Here is a 16,584-nt window from a genome sequence, read left to right on the forward strand (position 1 = left end):
ATGCTCAAATGCCATTTCTGCGACAAAACCGGCGAATACATGCCCGCACCGGAAATGGGAGCGCCTTACTCCGCTTCCGCCAATATCGGGCTGAAGCTCGTGACCTGCGATTTTCATCTGCACCATTGTGCCTTTTTCGTGTGTGCCGATTGCTGGAACGCAGAAAAACATCTTTGCAAGAACGAGCACCGGCAATGGGAGTCACGTCTCGAGGATTCGGTGGCTTCCAGAGGCTCCAAGGACACAAGCATCCGCCTGCGCTGGCGCTATCGTTATGTCGATCAGAATCAAACACGCTTCCCGTCCGTGTGTAAGCGCGTACAGAGCGAAGACTTGTATTGCAGTCGTTGCGGGACACAAGGCATCACGGCATCGACAGGCGACGCGTGCCCGCTGCACGGGTGCACAGGCACGATGGTCAAATCCCACTGTCCTGCCTGTATCAAACTCACTCTGCCAGATGGCAACGGTATTTCTTCGGCCTGTCCCGCAAAGCTGGCCACGAAAGGTTCCTCAACGGTGGAGCGGGTCAGTTCCACCAGCCAGGACGTCTATGAGAGCCTTCCGGTCCGGTATCGGGACAGGACGTTATACGAGAGGTTGCATACCTTGGAGAAAGACCCGGCGGCGGCGCTCCTTGAGATTGATTCCGCTTGGGATACCTATGTCGATGAGGACTCGCAAGAGGGCGAGGCAGGAGACGTTGAGGCGCCAGTCGCTGAAGTCGTTTGGGGCAAGTATGTGGCGACGAATATTTTTTTCAGTCAAGAATGGGGCATGACTCACTCTGTGATCCTTCTGCCAGAGCCGTTATTCGAAGAAGTGAAGCATCTCACTACGTTGCCACAACAGATCTGGACCCGCGCACAAAGATCATCGGACGAAGCCCGAGCGAAGGCTGAGGAAGCCGCCAACCTTGAGAAGACATGGCTGAAGGGCGCCATCAAGTTTCAGCCGCATACCTGCCACCTGTCTTCAATGCCACCGATCGACCTTTCTTACCTGGAAATACCGAATGGAGTCATGAAGCATCAATCGATTTTGATCAACCCTCCCAAAAAAAGCAGCGGCGGTCACGGTGGCGCAGTTGGGCGTGGTAACTCCATGGGCGATACAGGTTTGGTACATGCCGTGCCGCGTGAGTCGGAGGGCCAGTTGATATGGGACGACTGCGATGCGTTTCTCGAAGGTCGGCAGGCATCAAAACCGATTGCTCATGGCGGCTGCCAGGGAAGCCTTATTTCGGCGCAAATTGCCGACGACAGTCGTTACTGGTGTCTGCGCTCGTTTCATGGCAGCCCGTATGACTTGTACATGACGCTGCCGGACAACGAAGGCGACCCCGAGCAGGGAAAGGAAAAAAAACAGAGAACGGTTCAGCACGAAGTCGACAATTTAACGCAGGAAGAGGTCTCGATAGGGCCGCCGCACAAGTCGCTTGACATGCCGTTTGACAACAGTTTTTCAAGCCAGCCTTCCAGCAGCATGATGGTTGATTCAGAAGAGTCCTCACTAAAGAAGCGTACGCGTGCTGACAGGGAGTCAGCCCCTTCCAGCCGTCAGCAAACCTTTAATGCATCGCCGGAGGTCATGTCGACCCGAAGACTGGTGAAGGCCGTTCGGCGAGTCGGCAGCACCGAGTCAGTGCCGGTTAAATCCTTCGACAATCCGTCGGCTTACCCCGATGCACCGAATTACCGTTCTGCGTTCTGGGACTGGAACGGCCGTCCACTGGAGGTGCAGGGCAGTGTGGGTGATACGTGGATCAGGTTGACGAGGGACAAGCTTGCGCGGCGAGAGTATAAGGACACGCACCTGTTCATCATGAAACCGCACACGACCTCACGACAAACGGGGCAGCGCGATCAGGGTACTTTCTTTGACGGCATATCGGCGGCCGAGGTCGTGACCGGAGTGACCAACAATGTCGCCGCGCAGACCAACCGTCTGGGCAGTTTTGCGCCGGGTTTTGGTCCGGATACCCCAATGATCAATTATGAATGGTCGCATTTGATCGGCGATGGGGAAGGTGGCGGCATTCATCGCGCTAACCTGGTGGCATCCAGCCGCGCGAACAACACTGAAATGATGGTGATCGAGACGTTGCTGCAAGGTAACTGCAAGAAGCTGAACGATGCTGGCCTGGACATCGTTATTCGGGTAGAGGTGACGTTGCCTGAACGAATACCCTTTCTCGAAACAAGTCATTTGTTCCAGGGCAATGTGCGGTTTTGGCTTTATTTGAGTCATGTGGGCGAATGGATGCGCTATCGCGTGTGGCTCCGTCGTCGGCCCGTGGCTGTCACGACCAGTTCCTCCAGCTCATCCTCCTCACCCCGGGTGGAAGAGGATTGTCTGGTTATTGACCATATTCTGGATTGCCACCGCCGGTTCATTTCCAAGGATTACGTCAAGTTTTTCGCGTTCCAGTTGAGGGAGCGACTGGATCAAGTGCTGCTGAACCAATATTCACTGGTACTCGAGCGCTCGAACAAAGGCAAGAAGAAAGCCTAGCGAAACAAGCTGTCGGCGACAGTTGAGCCGGCACATCGCAGGGCAAAATTTAAGTAGCTGTTTTAAAACAAAAAATATTTCACTCCGCGCTTCCCAAACCCCAAAAACCTTGGTAAATTGCGCCCCGTTCTCACAGCGAACCTAACGAAGTAGCTGGAAAGAGCAGTAGGGGCGTCGCCAAGCGGTAAGGCAGCAGGTTTTGATCCTGCCATGCGTTGGTTCGAATCCAGCCGCCCCTGCCATATTCGAAAAAAACGCCAACTTCGCAAGAAGTTGGCGTTTTTTTATGCCTGCGATTTGGCCTGGCTTGGTAAAGCAGACATGCGCGGCGCCGAAGCACCGCGCATGCCATCCACTCAGTGCGGTGCGCGCGGAATGGTTTTGATCAGGTCTTCGGGGCTGATGTGGCCGACCACGCTGCCCGGTTGCGGCAGGTTGAGGATGTGGCCTTTCATCTTGCCGATGATGTGCATCTCGCACGGCTTGCAATCGAACTTCAGCGTCAGCACTTCATCGCCGTGGATCAACTGCATCGGTGCGACTTTGGTGCGCACGCCGGTTACGCCTTTGGCCTGTTTCGGGCACAGGTTGAAGGAGAAGCGCAGGCAGTGCTTGGTGATCATCACCGGCACTTCGCCCGGCTCTTCGTGCGCTTCGTACGCGGCGTCGATCAGCTTCACGCCGTGACGGTGGTAGAAGTCGCGCGCCTTCTGGTTGTAGACGTTGGCGAGGAAGGTCAGGTGCGAATCCGGGTACACCGGCGGCGGGCTGGTTTCGGCTTTACGACCGCCACGCGGGTGAGCGGCAACACGGGCGGCGGTCAGGTTCTCGATCACTTCACGGCGCAGGGCTTTGAGCTGCGAGTTGGGGATGAAGAACGCCTCTGGCGCATCCAGTTTGATGTCGGTGGCGTGGTACTGCGTGGTGCCGAGCTGGCCGAGCAGATCGCGCAGCTGTTCCAGCGCTTGCTCAGGTTTGTTGGCCACACCGAACGGACCGGGCAGGGTGGTGCTGGCACTGATGCCTTCTTCACTGGTGGCGGTGACTTCCAGCTGTTCTTCACGCAAACGCGCGACCCAGCTCAGGGCCACGCGACGCTCGGACGAAGTCTTCTGCAGCGCCTGTTGCCAGTTGTGGTCGAGGTTGCGATTGAGCGGGTGGTTCGGGCGCAGCTTGAACAGGCCCTCGGGCATTTCGTTCGGCTCGACGCGGTAGCGGTAGCGCTTCTCGCCGTCTTCTTCGAACTCGCCTTTGGCTTCGGCGATGTTGGCGCGGAAACCCACGACTTCGCGTTTCACCAGTACGTTCAAGCCGTCGCCGTTGGACAGCGGCTCTTGGGTGACGACCTGCATGTCGCGTTTGCCGACTTTCTCGACGGTGCCGACTGGCAGACCGGTGAAGGTCGGCGAGTCGAAAGCGCCGATGTCGATCTTGCGATCAGTGACGAAGTAATCAGTGCTGCCACGGTGGAAAGTCTTTTCCGGGTCAGGCAGGAAGAAGTGCGCTGTGCGGCCGCTGGAAGCGCGGGCCAGGTCCGGGCGATCTTCCAGAACCTCGTCGAGGCGCTGGCGGTAATAGGCAGTGATGTTTTTCACATAGCCCATGTCCTTGTAGCGACCTTCGATCTTGAACGAACGCACACCGGCTTCGACCAGCGCGCGGATGTTGGCGCTCTGGTTGTTGTCTTTCATCGACAGCAGGTGTTTTTCGTAGGCGATCACGCCACCCTTTTCATCTTTAAGGGTGTACGGCAAACGGCAGGCCTGGGAGCAGTCGCCACGGTTGGCGCTGCGGCCGGTTTGCGCGTGGGAAATGTTGCACTGGCCGGAGAAGGCCACGCACAAAGCGCCATGGATGAAGAACTCGATGGCGGCGTCGGTTTCGTCGGCGATCGCACGGATTTCCTGCAGGTTCAGCTCTCGGGCCAGAACAAGCTGCGAGAAACCGGCCTGATCGAGGAACTTCGCTCGCTCAAGGGTGCGGATGTCGGTCTGGGTCGAGGCGTGCAGCTCGATCGGCGGAATGTCCAGTTCCATCACGCCCAGATCCTGAACGATCAGCGCGTCGACACCGGCGTCGTACAACTGATGGATCAGCTTGCGCGCCGGCTCCAGTTCGTTGTCATGCAGGATGGTGTTGATGGTGGTGAAGATGCGCGCGTGATACTTGCGGGCGAATTCGACCAGTTCGGCGATTTCGCCGACTTCGTTGCAGGCGTTGTGGCGCGCGCCGAAGCTTGGGCCGCCGATGTACACGGCGTCGGCGCCGTGCAGGATGGCCTCGCGGGCGATGGCGACATCGCGGGCAGGGCTGAGCAATTCCAGATGATGCTTGGGCAAGGACATAGTTTTTTTAGTCAGGCTGTCACGGTTAGGCGCGCATTCTACCCCCGAATCGCGCGCCCGGCACGCCTGTGCTGCCCGATGGCGCCTGACACCGCGCAACCCTGTGGGAGCGAGCTTGCTCGCGAAAGCGTCAGTTCAGTCTCCATTGATATTGAATGCCCTGCCGCCTTCGCGAGCAAGCTCGCTCCCACATTGGGTTGTGCAGTGAGTCTCAGGCCTTGGCCGCCATCGCAGTCACTTCCACGCGCATCCCTTCAACGGCCAGCGCGGCCACGCCGACGGCGGCGCGAACTGGCCACGGCTTGGCGAAGAAACGCTTGTACACCTCGTTGAACGCGGCGCGGTCAGCCATGTCGGTGAGGTAGATGGTCAGGTGCATGACGCGATCCATCGAACTGCCGGCGCGTTCCAGCGCGACTTTCAGTGCTTGCAGGGTGCATTCGCTTTGCAAGGTGATGTCGCCCAGTTCCAGGCTGCCGTCGGCGCGGGTTGGAATCTGCGTGGAAACCATGATCCCGTTGAAGGTCGTGACGTCGGAAGAAATCGAGTCGGCGTCCGGATCCGGGGTGAAAGTGATGTCTTGGTTAGCCATGCTGATCCCTTGTGTGAGCGAGTGAATTGCGCCGCAGTTTACATCACTACGGGCGGCTTCAACGCCGTCGCCTGATACACCAGCAACTGCCACTGCTCACCGGTCTTCTGCCACGCTGTCAGCGTTCGGTTGTGCAGGCGTTTTTTGACCCCGCCGGAGGTCACCGTGGTGATCAGTTCACCGAACGCGATAGCCAGCTCGCCCACCCGGGTGATTTTGTCGATCTGGTGATTGAGGGCGTGATAGATGAACTCCCCGGAGCGACATTTCTCCAGATAGCTTTTCAGGTCGTCGATTACGCCGCTCGAATGAATGTAGGTCAGGTCGGGATGAAACAGGTGGCTGAAAATGTCCAGATGACCACCGAGCATCGCGGCGCTGCGTTGGGCTTCGCAGGTACGGATCACCAGATCGATCTGATCGTTATGCGCCATCTGCCGATCCTCGCACCGCCGTAACGATGATTTCGATCAGTAATTTGCCGCCCAGATCGACGCCGTAACAGGCGCGTTGCGGCCAGTGCTGCGGGTCGTCGCCGATCCATTGCGCCCAGATTTCATCGACCAGAGGCTTGTCACGCATGTCGGCCAGCAGCACTTGGGCGGACAACATGCGGCGGTGGTCGGAATCCAGGCCTGCAAGACTGGCGCTCAGGGTGTTCAGGGCCTGATGGGTCTGGCCGGCGATGTCCAGTGAAGTGTCGGGGGAGGTTGCAACGGTCCAGATAAGGTCGGCGTATGCGCAGGAACGGCTACGTCCTGCGTGGCCGCTTGGGACGCGATCTATTGTCTGCATGGGATCTTCATCCAGTTGAAGTGGGCAGAAGCCAGGGAGGCCTGGCTTCTGACGGTCCGAAGTTAAACCGGCTGGGTGGCCTCTTCGGCGGCGATGGCGGCCTGTACGCTCGGGCGCGCTTCGACACGGGTCATGAACGAGCCCAGTTCCGGCCAGTCATTGACGTCGATGTTGAAGAACGGCAGCCACTTGAGCACGGTGAACAGGTAGGCGTCGGCCAGGCCGAAGGTGATAAGCAGGTAATCCTTGTTCACCAGTTTCTTGTTCAGGTAGTCCAGACGCTTGAACAGCTTCTGGCGGAAGATTTCCTTGGTCGGCTCGGGAATGTCGGCATTGAACAGCGGCGCGCTGCCACCGTGGACTTCGGAGGTGATGAAGTTCAACAGCTCTTGCAGGCGCGAACGTTCCCAAGTGCCGTTGGCAGGTGCGAGGGCGTTGCCCGGCACAAGATCAGCCAGATACTGGACGATGGCCGGGCCTTCGGTCAGCACCTCACCGTTGTCCAGTACCAGCGCGGCGACATAACCCTTGGGATTGATGTCGCGGAAATCGCGGCCGTCGGCGGTGCGTTTGGTCTTGTTGTTGACCCGGATCAGTTCGAAGTGCAGCCCCAGTTCACGCAGAACGATGTGCGGGGACAACGAGCAGGTCATCGGGGCGAAGTAGAGTTTCATGTGATCTCCTTATATACGGGTAGCGACTACCCGGATGTGGCGCCGTTCCGATGGCGATGAAACGGCTGTGAACCTTGGTTTAGACATACTGGTGCGCTGTAACCATTCGGTAAAATTACAATTTCATGCACCCGTCATTAGGGTGTCTTATGGTGTCTCAGGCGACTTTGGCCTCGGTGCTGCGCACGGTCATCGGAATCTCGGTGGTCAACGTCGACTTCCTGATTTCGTTCAAAAAGGCCTGCGCCGATGGCGTGCGTTCGCCGGCCTGAGAGCAGACCAGACCGAACTCGCGGTAAATCGGTTTGCTCAGCTCGAACACACGCATGCCGCGCCGATCCACCGGCAGCGTCGAGGCCGGCACGATTGAGATGCCCATGCCTTCACTGATCAGGGCGAATGCAGTGGTCCAGTCGCGCACGGTGATTTTGATGTCACTGAGGGAAAGGCCCTCACGCTCGACCAGCGACTGGCCGTGCAAATGACAGCCGCCGGTGGCGAGAATGAACGGCTCGTCCACCAGGTCTTTGAGGGCGATGGTGCTGGCGGAAGACTTGCGTGCCAGCGCGTGGCTCGCCGGCACCGCCGCCACCCACGAATCACGCCCCAGCAAAACAGCGCCGCGCGACGGGCAAGGGTTCATCACCACGCCAAGGTCGACGCTGCTGTTGTCCAGCCACTGTTCAACCTCTTCGTCAGTGCCCTCGAGTGAGACGATTTCGATCCCCGGATGCAGGCGGCTGAAACTTTGCAGCAACGGTGGCAACAACGAGGCAAACACCGAAGGGAAGCTCGCCAGTTTGATTCGCCCCAGATGACAGCCGCGCGACGCGTCGACGAGGTTCTGGATCGATTCGAATTCGCTGAGCATGCGCCGCGCGCGGTCGATGATCTGCTGGCCGATGGCGGTCGCGGTGGTCTGGCGGCGATCGCGCACGAAGACCTTCACGCCCAGCGCTTCCTCCATTTGCGTCAGGGCCTGGCTCGCGCCGGACTGGGTAATGCCATAACGCTCGGCGGCGCGGGATACGTTTTCAGCGTCGGCGACGGCGACCAGTAGTCGCCAGTGCATCAGGTTCATCATCTCAGTAGTTCCTCTTATGCTCGGGTAATCGATATTTAATTTTACGAAGCACCTGCACGCCCTCAGGATCGCCCCTGAATACACAGTGAGGTGTTGCCAAGTGAGTGAAGTCCAGTCAAAGGAGCTGACGGCCAGAACGGCCTCGGCGGTTCCTGTTCTCATCAGCGTGGCGGTGAGTTCGTTCATGGTTGCGCTGGATGTCACGGCGTTGAATGTGGCGCTGCCCAGCATCGGTCAGGACTTGTCGACCGGGATGGATCGCCTGCAATGGATTGCCGGTGCCTACACGTTGGTGTTCGCCAGTTTGCTGTTGTCAGCGGGCGCGTTGAGTGACCGCTTGGGTGCGCGCAAGGTGTTCGTGTTTGCGTTGTTGGTGTTCACCCTGGCATCGGTGGCCTGTGGACTGGCGCCCAACGTGGTCGCTCTGATCGGCGCCCGCGCGGTGCAAGGCATCGGTGCGGCATTGATGCTGCCGGGTTCCATGGCATTGCTGGTCGAAGCGTTCCCGGATGCCCAGCGTCGGGCGCGGGCCGTGGCTCTGTGGGGCGGTATTTCGGCATTAGCGTTGGTGGCCGGGCCGTTGCTCGGTGGGGCGCTGGTGGAATGGTTGAACTGGCGCTCGATTTTTTATCTGAACGTACCGTTTTGTCTGTTGGCGCTGGCCTGCTGCCTATCGCGTAGAAGTGCCTTGGCGGTGCAGCCGCGATCCATCGATTGGGCAGGGCAAACGCTGTCGGCACTGGCGTTGGTGTCATTGATCTTTGCCCTGATCGAGGGGCCTGTGTGGGGCTGGCAACATCCTTGGGTGGTGGCGACGTTGCTGGCCGCGCTGGCGTTGGCGGTAGCTTTCATTTATTCGCAGAAAAAACAGCGTGAACCGATGTTGCCGTTGAGCCTGTTTGCCTCGAGGACGTTTTCCGCCGCGATCGGTGCGGGGTTCCTGCAAACCCTGGCGTATTACGGCAGCCTGTTCGTGCTGCCGTTTGCCTTGCAAGGGCAGGGGCGCAGCCCGGTCGAGGTCGGTGTGGCGATGATCCCGATGACCATTGCGACCGGCGTGATGGCCAGTCTGTCGGGGCGTCTGTCGAATCTGTTCGGTGCGCGGACGGTCGGTGCCGCTGGCATGTTGTGTGGCGCGCTGGGCGCGGCGTTGTTGGCGTTGTATGGCCTGGATCGGCTCAGCCTGTTGATCGGTGGCCTGTTGATCGGCCTCGGTGGCGCGACGTTGCCGGTGATTGTCGGCGCATGCCTGGCCAGCGTGCCGAGCGGCAAGGTCGGGGTCGGCTCGGGCGTACTCAACGCCGCGCGGCAATGTGGCGGCGTGACCGGCATTGCTTTGCTGGGGGCCGCCCTTGAGGGGGCGGGACGTTCCAGTGGTGCGTTGTCGATCATTGCCCTGGCGTTTCTCGCTGCCGGCCTGTTGACGGTGTTGCGGTTGTACACCGTCGAGGTCGATACGGTGAGTGAATGCTGAGCGGTACAGGACCGCGGAGTGTTCGAATGGGTCAACGATGGGTTGCCGGGTCGCGAGTGTGCGAGCAGGCAACCCATCGTTGCGATGTAGCGTTCGATTGTGAAAGAGCGGTTTCGGCAGGGGCTAAAGCGTCCCTGCCAAAGGTGTTTCATAAAACGTTGTTCAGGCTCGAATCAGCGGGTTACTCACCAGCATCCAGCGTGTTGTCGAATGCAGTAATGGCAGGTGCTTCACCGGACAAGCCGAGGTTGCTCCAGCGCTCACGAACACGTTCGTAAACGGATTCGCGCAGCAATGTGCGGGTCGGGAAATTACGGATGTTGCGGTAATCCTTGCAGGCGTTGATCAGCGCTTTGGAGCCGAAGAAACGCTTTTCCGGAGGGTTCTGCGCCGGGTCCAGCGGTGAGCCTCGGGTATTGCGCAGAATATCGATGTCATCGCTGGGCGTGGCGCGGGTCGCCATGGCCCAGAGCACCTGGTTCATGTCGGTCGGATCGACGTCCTCATCCACCGCGACAATCCATTTGGTGATGTAGGCCCCGCCTGGCACCTGACCGGCGAGTGCCAACGCCTGGGCGGCGTGGCCGGCGTATTTCTGTTCCAGACTGATCACGATCATGCCGAATGCACCGGCAGCCGCCGGCGGGCAATACACGCCCTTGATACCTTGAATGCCGAGCTTGTCGAGGTCATTCCAGATCTTCGCCGAACGGATTGTCGAGAAAAACGCGCTCTGCTCGTTCGACGGGAAATCCGCCATTAACGCGTTGGTCAGGATGGGCCGGGTGCGGTAGTGCAGGGCGGTGACTTCGATCAGCGGGCAATCGATGTCCTTGTAGCCGTAGTAGCCGGTGAATTCGCCAAACGGCCCTTCTTCGCGAGTCGAACCTGGACGAATCACGCCTTCAATGACGATCTCCGCCGCCGCCGGAATCAACAGGTCCGAGTGTTGGGCGCGCACCACTTCAATCGGCTTGCCTTTGATGCCCCCGGCGAAATCGAACTCCGATACACCCGGTGGCAACGATTGCGAGCCCACCACCATCATCAAGGGGTCGACGCCCCACGCGGCGGCGACGGGCAAGGCTTCGCCGCGCGCCCAGGCCTGATGAATGTGGCGCAGCGCATCCTTGCCCGGTGCCAGCGACAGGCCGACTTCGCGCGGGCCCTGAATCATCATGCGATAGGTGCCGACGTTGAGGTAGCCGGATTCCAGGTCGCGGGTGAACACGGCATCTGCGGTGCCGGCATAAGCGCCGCCGTCCCGTGGCCAGTGCTTGGGGATCGGCAAACGGGTCAGGTCGATGTCGTTGCCGGTCAGGGTGTTCTGGTAGATCGGAGCCTCGTCGGCGCGCACTTCAAGCGGGGCGATGCTGTTTTTCAATTTATCCTTGGTGCGCCGGATCAACTCCATGGTTGGCGTATCCGTTGGCTGCTCAAGGGTGATCGCGGTGCGCGCGACACTCGGCCCGAAGATGTTCCATAAATGTCGCAAGCCCAGCGGCGAGTCGGCCTGCTCGAACAACACGGCGGGTGAGGCGGGCTGACGGGCGACCAGATAGGTGATCGCGCTCATTTCCTCTTCAGGGTCGACGGGTTGGGTGATGGTCTGCAATTCGCCGATTTTTTCGGCGCGGGCCAACCAGTCGCGAAGGTCGGCAACGGGTTCAATTTGCTCATTCATTGTGTGTATCCACTGGAAACGGAAAAAGCGGCGCGCGGATGACTCCGCGCGCCGCTGCAAGGATCAACGTTTGTCGAACGAGTACTTCCCGGGGCCCAACAGGCAGAGGAAAAGGAAACCGCCGGCAATGCTCACGTTCTTGAAAAAATGCACGAACAGCGTGTGATGGTCGGCCGGGTTGGATGCGTTCCAGAACGCATGCCCGATGATTCCCGTGCCAATCGTGTAGACCACGAAAATCGCCGCGATGGGCCGGGTCCAGAAACCGAACAGCAGCGCCAGGCCACCAAAGAATTCGACGAGGGTCGCCACGATTGCGGTGAACTCGGGAATCGGCGCATCCACCGATTTCAGGTAGGTGACGAAGCTGCCGTGGTCAGTCACGTAGGTGAAGCCGAAGTAGCCGTAGAGGATCAGAATCATGATCCGCGCCAGCAGAATCATCACATCGCGTTGGTCGTCGAAGAGTTGATAACGTAGGTACATTCCATTGCTCACTATCAGATTGGAAAAGGGATGGTGCTGGCCGGGGCCGTGACCGGCTTGCGCGCCGCAAACTCAAACACTTGCGGGTTCACCGCGTTGTCTGGATTCGGCTGACCATCGAACACATCGAGAAGGTTGCCGGCTGCCAGCACGGCCATGCGCGTCACGGCCTCACGGGAAACACCGGCCAGGTGCGGCGAGCAGATCACGTTGTCGAGGCTCGGCAGACCGCTGGCGTGCGGCGGTGGTTCGGGCAGGAACACGTCCAGGGCCGCGCCGGCGATGCGTTTCTCGACCAGCAACTGATACAGCGCCTGCTCGTTGACAATGCCGCCGCGCGCGGTGTTGATCAGGTAGGCATGGGGTTGCAGCAGGGCCAGCCGCTGCGCCGACAACAGCCCGACGGTTTGCGGCGTTTTTGGGCAATGCACGCTGATGTAGTCCGCCGACGCCAGACCAGCCTCCAGTTGTGCCACGGGTTGCACGCCGAGGGGCAGATCCTGCACGTCGATATACGGGTCGTAGACCTTGACGCGCATGCCGAACGCCAGGCACAGCGTGGCCACCCGACTGCCGATCCGCCCGCAGCCGATCAACAGCACTTCACGACCTTCCAGTTCACTGGGCAGGTAGTCGTAGCGCTGATGCCAGTCACCGCCGCGCACCAGGCCGGTCAACGCTTCGGTGCGTTTGGCCAAGGCAAGCATGAAACTCAGGGTGTGTTCGGCGACGGCACGGTGATTGGCATCGGCGCAGACCATCACCGGGATGTGTGCATCGGACATCGCCGCAATATCGACAGCGTCAAATCCGACACCAATACGCGACACCACTTGCAGTCCGCGCGCCAGGGCCAGTTCGGTGGCGCCGAAACGGGTCAGTCCAAGCACCACGCCGTGCACGGCATCGTAGCTGTCGAGCAACGCCTGGAACTGGCTCTGCTCCAAGGTGTTGTGAAACTCGACCACTTCGATGTCGTCGCGCTCATGCAGCATCCGTTTGCCTTCGGCCCCCAGGATATGGGCGATCAATACGCGTTTTTTGCTCATGCGACATGCTCCTGTGCCACGTCGGGTGCGAAGAACGCACCGTCGTTGACGCCGATGCGAAACATCACCCGTTGCGCATCACGCGGCAGTGCCGTGGCGCAGTGCAGTACCGAACGGTTGTCCCAGATCAACAGATCGTTGGCTTCCCACTGATAGTTGAAGACCCGTTCGGAAGTCAGGGCAAAGGCAAAAATCTCGTCGAGCAGGGCCCGGCTTTGTTCTTGTGAATATCCGTTGATATGCGTGGTGTAGCCGGGGTTGACGTACAGGCTTTCACGCTGAGTGCGCGGGTGGATGGCGACCGTTGGGTGGGTACTGGCGGGGAAGGTCTGTGCCAGGCGACTGAAAATCTCCTGGATCGATTCGCCGACATCGTCTGCCTTGACTTTGTAGGTCCAGCGCACGTCATGGACGGCCTGGCGATTTTTCACCCGCTCGTAGAGATCCTTGGGCAGATCGTCGTACACCGATTGCATGTCGACGAACAAGGTATCGCCACCGGCCTCGGGGATCTGCTGGGCATGCAGCATCGTCAATGGCAGTGGTTCGGCCAGGTAACTGGAGTCGCTGTGCCACATGTTGCCGAGTTTGCGTGCGCCCACCGCACCGTCGCCGTTACGGTTGTTGATCACCAGGATGTTCGGGTACGCCGGATCGTGATAACTCTTGAGCTTGAACTGCTCAAGCTCACCGAAGCAGGCGGCGAACTGTTGATAGCCCTCGCGGGTCAACGTCTGGTTTTTCACCGCCACTACTTTACGTTCGTAAACCAGCTCCTGAAGGGCACGGATGTCGCTCAGAGAGGCTGTATTGATGTCGAAGTCCGTCACCGCCGTGACGAAGCTGTCTGCTAGATCCGTTCGCTTCACGCTGAATATCTCCCCGGATACGTCGATCAGATGGTCAACGCGGCAGCGGCTTGACCCGCCGACACGAGGCCTGCGTGATCACTGCTTTTGAGCATCAGACTCAGGTCGAGGATGTCCGCCGGGTTGTGCGCCGAGGTAATTGCCATGCGCAGTGCGGCCTGACCGCGCGGTACGGTCGGGAAGAACACCACCGAGGTGTAATGACCCTGCTGCAACAGGTATTCACCTTTGGCAATCGCTTCCACTTCGTTGCCGATGCGTACGATGCGGATCGGCAGTTCGCTGCCGCTGGTTTCGGTCGGGATCAGGCTGTCGAACAGCTGGATGTTGTTGCGCAGCGAACGCTGCAACTTGTGCAACTCAGGGGTGGCATGGATCTCGGCCGACGCCAGGGCAGCACCGACCGCCGCCATGTTTGGCGCGCAGGAGAAACCGTAAGTCGGGGCGTAGCGACGGATCGAGTTCTCGATGTGCTTGCTGCCCAGCATCAGCAGGCCGCCGGCAGCGCCATAACCCTTGCCCAGCGAAGCGGCGACGATGGTTTTCTCGTCCAGACCGTCCAGTTGCGAACGTACGAAGCCCTCACCGTGCTGGCCAACCACGGAGATGCCATGGGCGTCGTCGAGGTAGACGAACAGGCCGTATTTGTCTTGCAGGGCGCGCAGTTCACGCACGGGTGCAGCGCCGCCCATCGAATAGGCACCGTCGCCGACATAGGCCACTTTGCGGCCGCTCTGGCAAAGACGCTCAAGGTGTTCGAGATCGTTGTGTTCAATCACGATCACCTCGGTTTCTTCGCGCAATACCGGGATGTGATACTGCAGAGTGACGTGGGCGAAGCGGTCGAACGCGATCAGCGGTTTCTCGCCATCGGTAAACAGGCCGGCGGCGAGCAGAGGAAGGGCGCCCATGTTGGCGGCGGCAACCGTCGGGAAAACCACCACGCCATTGACGTCGAACAGCTTGGCCAGCGTATGTTCCAGGCGCACCAGCGGCTCAGCCGAGAGGCGGGTACGTGCGACCGAGAAGTGCACCGACGGGATTTCATCCATCGAGGCCTTGGCGGCGGCGAGTACTTTCGGGTGGCTGTCGAGATTGAGGTAACCGCAACGGGTGTAGTCGATCACTTCCTTGCCGCTGGTGGCGATTTCGATGCGACGGTTATCGAGGACTCGGCAAGACACCCCCATCAGACCTTTTTCGTACGCAGCGTCGAAATGCGGGCGGCTGATTTCAGCCATGCGCGAGGCATTGCGTGCTTTCAGTTGTGGGGCTTTTTCGTCCTGGCTTTTGTTCAAATCAACTGCGTTATTCACGGCGATCTCATCCTATGAGTGGGCGTTTTCGTAGCCGTTATGGCCCGAAAGCGTCGCTAGGATCCTCGACCCTTGAAACATTTTGCAAAGGACTTCTTGGGTGCTACCTTATGACAAAATCTCATGAGCATTAGCCCGTCTTATGGTCGCCAGAATTCCTTCCCTCAATGGATTGAGAGCATTTGAATCGGCTGCTCGCCATATGAGTTTTACCAAAGCAGCCGAAGAGCTGAACGTCACCCAGACCGCGATCAGCCACCAGATCCGCCGGCTGGAAGACGAACTCGGAATCCGCCTGTTTCTGCGCCTCAAGGATGGTCTGGCGTTGACCACAGAGGGGCATGCTTATCTGCCCGGCATCCGCTCGGCCTTCCATGAGCTGCGTTACTCCACGGAAATGCTCCGCGAGTCGACCAACAACAGCGTGTTGACCATCAGCACACTGGTGTCATTGGCCTCCAAATGGCTGCTGCCGCGTCTGGCCTCGTTTCAGGACGCGTTTCCCAATATCGACGTGCGCGTAACCGCATCCACCGACCTGGTGGACTTTCGCAAGGGCGGTATCGACGCTGCGATTCGCTATGGGTTTGGCGACTGGAAGGGGCTGCGCGCGGACTGGCTGATGTCCGATGAGATTTTTCCGGTGTGCAGCCCCAAATTGCTCACCGGCCCCAAAGCCTTGAAGAAGCCGGTGGATCTGGCCAATCACACGTTGCTGCAAGTCAGCGGCATGACCAGCAATGACTGGAACATGTGGCTCAGCGCCGCCGGGCAACCGAAAAAACTGGCTGAAGGCACGCGGCTGACTTTCGACCTCGCCATGATGGCCGTGCAGGCTGCCATCGACGGTCTGGGCGTTTGTATCGGTCGTTCGACCTATGTCGATGATGATTTGAAGGCCGGAAAACTGGTGGCGCCGTTCAACCTCAAGCTGAAATCCGACCTGGGCTTTTATCTGGTGACACCACTGGAAATTGCCGAGTCGAAAAAGGTTGTTGCGTTCAGAACCTGGCTGATCGATCTGGTGCAAAACGCTGACATTGCGTCCCTGCCGCAAACCGCGCCATGACGCGCAGCGTGTATCGGCCTGTATCAGGCAGGTCGCGCGACACACTGGCTCGATAAACCCTGGCATCTCGACACAGTGCGCTTACACGCAGCGCTCAACGTAGTGACTCCCATCACGACTGCTCTGAGGGCTGCATCATGCAACGTACTCTGTTAATCGCCACCGCCACCGGAATGCTGACACTCGCCGGTTTGGTTCACGCCGCGCAAACGCCGTCCATGAACTGGCAGCAAGGGCTCAGCCGCACGGATCTGGTCCATCAGGATCTCGGCGCGGCTGACCGCGAAGTGCTGCAAGCCCGTGTCGATTTCGATCCGGGGGTGACCTCGCCAAAACATTCTCACCCGGGCGTAGAGATCGCTTATGTCATCAGCGGCACCTTCGAATATCAACTGGAAGGCCGGGCGCCGGTGACGCTGAAAGCCGGGGACTCGCTGTTCATCCCGGCCGGCGTGGCTCATGTGGCGAGGAATGTCGGCAGCGAAAAAGGTTCGGAACTGGCGACCTATATCGTCGAAAAGCAGCGACCATTGCTGCAGTTGCAGCAGTAATAGTTAGCGGGTGTAATCACGGTGCCATCATCGCGGGCGAATTTGTTTATTGCGCCCGCGTGACGCCCGCGCCAGTCTATTT

Annotated in this window: 15 protein-coding genes and 1 tRNA gene; 5 read left to right on the forward strand and 11 right to left on the reverse strand. The window is 59.4% G+C overall.

Annotated features, from left to right (window positions below; translation table 11 throughout):
* Both EJA71_RS12770 and EJA71_RS12775 read left to right on the forward strand, forming a co-directional pair.
* The gene (locus tag EJA71_RS12770) at positions 1 to 2,514 is read left to right on the forward strand and encodes a hypothetical protein (protein WP_158957310.1); all 2,514 of its coding nucleotides are present in this window, start codon (positions 1 to 3) and stop codon (positions 2,512 to 2,514) included.
* Between the two features lie 167 nt (positions 2,515 to 2,681).
* Positions 2,682 to 2,756, forward strand: a tRNA-Gln gene (locus tag EJA71_RS12775).
* Between the two features lie 114 nt (positions 2,757 to 2,870).
* Here the strand turns inward: EJA71_RS12775 and EJA71_RS12780 are convergent.
* From EJA71_RS12780 to EJA71_RS12805, 6 genes are all read right to left on the reverse strand, one after another.
* The gene (locus EJA71_RS12780) at positions 2,871 to 4,859 is read right to left on the reverse strand and encodes a U32 family peptidase (RefSeq protein ID WP_158957312.1); all 1,989 of its coding nucleotides are present in this window, start codon (positions 4,857 to 4,859) and stop codon (positions 2,871 to 2,873) included.
* Positions 4,860 to 5,070: 211 nt separating this feature from the next.
* Complete coding sequence (locus tag EJA71_RS12785) at positions 5,071 to 5,451, reverse strand: RidA family protein (protein ID WP_158957314.1); 381 nt, start codon at positions 5,449 to 5,451, stop codon at positions 5,071 to 5,073.
* A 38-nt stretch (positions 5,452 to 5,489) separates the two neighbouring features.
* Positions 5,490 to 5,885, reverse strand: a complete 396-nt coding sequence (locus EJA71_RS12790) for a nuclear transport factor 2 family protein (RefSeq protein ID WP_158957316.1) — start codon at positions 5,883 to 5,885, stop codon at positions 5,490 to 5,492.
* On the reverse strand, positions 5,875 to 6,246 hold the full coding sequence (locus EJA71_RS12795; RefSeq protein ID WP_158957318.1) for a Rid family hydrolase: 372 nt from the start codon (positions 6,244 to 6,246) through the stop codon (positions 5,875 to 5,877). The genes EJA71_RS12790 and EJA71_RS12795 overlap by 11 nt, the downstream gene beginning before the upstream one ends.
* Positions 6,247 to 6,308: 62 nt before the next feature.
* Positions 6,309 to 6,920 (reverse strand): glutathione transferase GstA, encoded by a 612-nt coding sequence (gene gstA, locus EJA71_RS12800; protein WP_158957320.1) that lies wholly within the window; start codon positions 6,918 to 6,920, stop codon positions 6,309 to 6,311.
* Between the two features lie 157 nt (positions 6,921 to 7,077).
* A complete protein-coding gene (locus EJA71_RS12805) occupies positions 7,078 to 8,004 on the reverse strand; it encodes a LysR family transcriptional regulator (protein ID WP_178113688.1) in 927 nt (308 codons plus the stop codon).
* Between the two features lie 100 nt (positions 8,005 to 8,104).
* Here EJA71_RS12805 and EJA71_RS12810 point away from each other — a divergent pair, with 100 nt between their 5' ends.
* On the forward strand, positions 8,105 to 9,478 hold the full coding sequence (locus tag EJA71_RS12810; RefSeq protein ID WP_158957322.1) for an MFS transporter: 1,374 nt from the start codon (positions 8,105 to 8,107) through the stop codon (positions 9,476 to 9,478).
* A 181-nt stretch (positions 9,479 to 9,659) separates the two neighbouring features.
* Here EJA71_RS12810 and EJA71_RS12815 read toward each other — a convergent pair whose 3' ends face one another.
* The 5 genes from EJA71_RS12815 to EJA71_RS12835 form a co-directional block, all read right to left on the reverse strand.
* Positions 9,660 to 11,162, reverse strand: a complete 1,503-nt coding sequence (locus EJA71_RS12815) for a UbiD family decarboxylase (protein WP_158957339.1) — start codon at positions 11,160 to 11,162, stop codon at positions 9,660 to 9,662.
* 63 nt (positions 11,163 to 11,225) lie between these two features.
* On the reverse strand, positions 11,226 to 11,648 hold the full coding sequence (locus tag EJA71_RS12820) for a DoxX family protein (RefSeq protein ID WP_158957341.1): 423 nt from the start codon (positions 11,646 to 11,648) through the stop codon (positions 11,226 to 11,228).
* Between the two features lie 14 nt (positions 11,649 to 11,662).
* The gene (locus EJA71_RS12825; RefSeq protein ID WP_158957343.1) at positions 11,663 to 12,697 is read right to left on the reverse strand and encodes a hydroxyacid dehydrogenase; all 1,035 of its coding nucleotides are present in this window, start codon (positions 12,695 to 12,697) and stop codon (positions 11,663 to 11,665) included.
* Positions 12,694 to 13,566 (reverse strand): TauD/TfdA family dioxygenase, encoded by an 873-nt coding sequence (locus EJA71_RS12830; RefSeq protein WP_158957345.1) that lies wholly within the window; start codon positions 13,564 to 13,566, stop codon positions 12,694 to 12,696. The genes EJA71_RS12825 and EJA71_RS12830 overlap by 4 nt, the downstream gene beginning before the upstream one ends.
* A 26-nt stretch (positions 13,567 to 13,592) precedes the next feature.
* Positions 13,593 to 14,882 carry an aminotransferase class I/II-fold pyridoxal phosphate-dependent enzyme gene (locus EJA71_RS12835; protein WP_218576484.1) on the reverse strand — a complete coding sequence of 430 codons (1,290 nt, stop codon included), beginning with the start codon at positions 14,880 to 14,882 and terminating at the stop codon, positions 13,593 to 13,595.
* Positions 14,883 to 15,024: 142 nt separating this feature from the next.
* Here EJA71_RS12835 and EJA71_RS12840 point away from each other — a divergent pair, with 142 nt between their 5' ends.
* Both EJA71_RS12840 and EJA71_RS12845 read left to right on the forward strand, forming a co-directional pair.
* A complete protein-coding gene (locus EJA71_RS12840; RefSeq protein WP_158957347.1) occupies positions 15,025 to 15,951 on the forward strand; it encodes a transcriptional regulator GcvA in 927 nt (308 codons plus the stop codon).
* Positions 15,952 to 16,088: 137 nt separating this feature from the next.
* On the forward strand, positions 16,089 to 16,502 hold the full coding sequence (locus EJA71_RS12845; RefSeq protein ID WP_158957349.1) for a cupin domain-containing protein: 414 nt from the start codon (positions 16,089 to 16,091) through the stop codon (positions 16,500 to 16,502).
* The last annotated feature ends 82 nt before the right edge of the window (positions 16,503 to 16,584 follow it).

The organism is Pseudomonas sp. PB106 (genome assembly GCF_009764645.1).
In the GTDB taxonomy this organism is placed as follows: Bacteria; Pseudomonadota; Gammaproteobacteria; order Pseudomonadales; family Pseudomonadaceae; genus Aquipseudomonas.

Bases quoted from the DNA above. Each gene is read 5' to 3' on its own strand.
- EJA71_RS12770 (WP_158957310.1), top strand. From the start codon at position 1: ATGCTCAAATGCCATTTCTGCGACAAAACCGGCGAATACATGCCCGCA.
- EJA71_RS12780 (WP_158957312.1), bottom strand. From the start codon at position 4,859: ATGTCCTTGCCCAAGCATCATCTGGAATTGCTCAGCCCTGCCCGCGAT.
- EJA71_RS12785 (WP_158957314.1), bottom strand. From the start codon at position 5,451: ATGGCTAACCAAGACATCACTTTCACCCCGGATCCGGACGCCGACTCG.
- EJA71_RS12790 (WP_158957316.1), bottom strand. From the start codon at position 5,885: ATGGCGCATAACGATCAGATCGATCTGGTGATCCGTACCTGCGAAGCC.
- EJA71_RS12795 (WP_158957318.1), bottom strand. From the start codon at position 6,246: ATGCAGACAATAGATCGCGTCCCAAGCGGCCACGCAGGACGTAGCCGT.
- gstA (WP_158957320.1), bottom strand. From the start codon at position 6,920: ATGAAACTCTACTTCGCCCCGATGACCTGCTCGTTGTCCCCGCACATC.
- EJA71_RS12805 (WP_178113688.1), bottom strand. From the start codon at position 8,004: ATGATGAACCTGATGCACTGGCGACTACTGGTCGCCGTCGCCGACGCT.
- EJA71_RS12815 (WP_158957339.1), bottom strand. From the start codon at position 11,162: ATGAATGAGCAAATTGAACCCGTTGCCGACCTTCGCGACTGGTTGGCC.
- EJA71_RS12820 (WP_158957341.1), bottom strand. From the start codon at position 11,648: ATGTACCTACGTTATCAACTCTTCGACGACCAACGCGATGTGATGATT.
- EJA71_RS12825 (WP_158957343.1), bottom strand. From the start codon at position 12,697: ATGAGCAAAAAACGCGTATTGATCGCCCATATCCTGGGGGCCGAAGGC.
- EJA71_RS12840 (WP_158957347.1), top strand. From the start codon at position 15,025: ATGGTCGCCAGAATTCCTTCCCTCAATGGATTGAGAGCATTTGAATCG.
- EJA71_RS12845 (WP_158957349.1), top strand. From the start codon at position 16,089: ATGCAACGTACTCTGTTAATCGCCACCGCCACCGGAATGCTGACACTC.